The sequence below is a fragment of the Vibrio sp. 03_296 genome (genome assembly GCF_002265885.1).
In genome coordinates this window covers 1-1,341 of the sequence record NZ_NPKW01000563.1, presented here as the reverse complement: position 1 = coordinate 1,341, position 1,341 = coordinate 1, and the positions used below count along the sequence as shown (strand labels likewise).

Sequence of the window (1,341 nt, the reverse complement as noted above, 5' to 3'; positions counted from 1 at the left end):
ATTGATATTCCTGCCATCGTGCTAGCATCTAGAGGCCTCCCATGTCGTGGGGTTTTTCAAAACCTCAAAAAAATGCACTAACAGATTGGCTAATGCATCGCCAAAGAGTGCAATATGGTGGAAAAATATTTGAGCGAGATGCGGGTGTAAACCACTTTATCCGAGCTATTCGCAAAGGCTATCTAGGCTATTATTTAGCCGACCAAGATCATGGACGTGAGCAACGAAGCGTATTTGTTGATTTCTTTGCTGCCACTAAAGCGACACTACCCGGAGTGGGTAAATTAACCAAGGTAGCCAAAGCAGAAGTTGTTCCCACTGGTCTACAAAACTCAATGTTGACACAGGGCAATTTGACGTAGAGTTCTTCCCAGCATGGGAGCACTTCCCTACAGAGAATGAAGAGACTGATGCGCGCAAGATGAATGCACATATCCGAAAATGTGATCGCTGAGTCCCCAGCAGCTAATATATGTGGATTTCCAACTTTTAGACGGCACTCAAGAAGATAAAACCGCCCCCAACCCTTATCGCGATCCACGGTATATGGACTAGCTATGACAAAATTTTTAATCATTGGCCCTTCTTGGGTTGGCGATATGGTGATGTCACAATCACTCTATACCACGCTGAAACAGCAACATCCCGATGCTCTCATTGACGTCATTGCCCCTGGATGGTGTAAACCGATCTTGGAGCGGATGCCCGAAGTCAACCGCGCAATTGAAATGCCGCTAGGCCATGGCGAGTTCAACCTATTAGGTCGTCGTGAAATCGGTAAATCCCTACGTGAGTTTGGTTATGACCACGCTTACGTCTTACCTAATTCAGCGAAATCCGCCTTAATCCCATGGTTCSSCAATCATCCCCAAACGTACAGGCTGGCGGGGCGAAATGCGCTATGGGCTACTGAACGATCTTAGACCTAATAAGAAAGCCTTTCAGTATATGGTCGAACGCTATGTGGCCTTAGCTCATCCACGTGAACAAATGATCGATTCCTCCTCGTTAGGTGGGCTAGAAACCTTACCTCGCCTCAATTGATCTCATCCATACTGATGCTCAGCAACAAACACTAGCGAAGTTTAGTCTTGCGGTGCAGAGCAAAGTGATCGGTCTTTGTCCTGGTGCTGAATTTGGACCAGCCAAAAAATGGCCAGGAAAATCGAAATTMTGCCGAAGTCGCCCACGCAATGTGCCAGCAAGGTCATCAAGTATGGTTGTTTGGTTCGCAAAAAGATCGCGATACCTGTAATGGCATTAAACAAGGCGTACCTAGCGAATTTCATCACCAAATTCACGTATTGGCTGGCGAAACCAGTTTAATTGAAGCGGTGGATC

3 protein-coding genes and 1 pseudogene are annotated in these 1,341 nt (G+C 46.5%); all 4 read left to right on the top strand.

Annotated elements, in window-relative coordinates; genetic code table 11:
- A pseudogene (locus CIK04_RS26195) lies at window positions 1-555 on the top strand (lauroyl-Kdo(2)-lipid IV(A) myristoyltransferase); the annotation flags it as partial.
- 2 nt (window positions 556-557) lie between these two features.
- Complete coding sequence (gene waaF / locus CIK04_RS34055) at window positions 558-923, top strand: lipopolysaccharide heptosyltransferase II (RefSeq protein ID WP_325205848.1); 366 nt, start codon at window positions 558-560, stop codon at window positions 921-923.
- A complete protein-coding gene (locus CIK04_RS34050; protein ID WP_325205847.1) occupies window positions 895-1,044 on the top strand; it encodes a hypothetical protein in 150 nt (49 codons plus the stop codon). The genes waaF and CIK04_RS34050 overlap by 29 nt, the downstream gene beginning before the upstream one ends.
- A gap of 92 nt (window positions 1,045-1,136) precedes the next feature.
- Window positions 1,137-1,341, top strand: a 205-nt coding sequence (locus CIK04_RS34045; protein ID WP_325205846.1) for a glycosyltransferase family 9 protein, incomplete at its 3' end; no start/stop codon positions are given.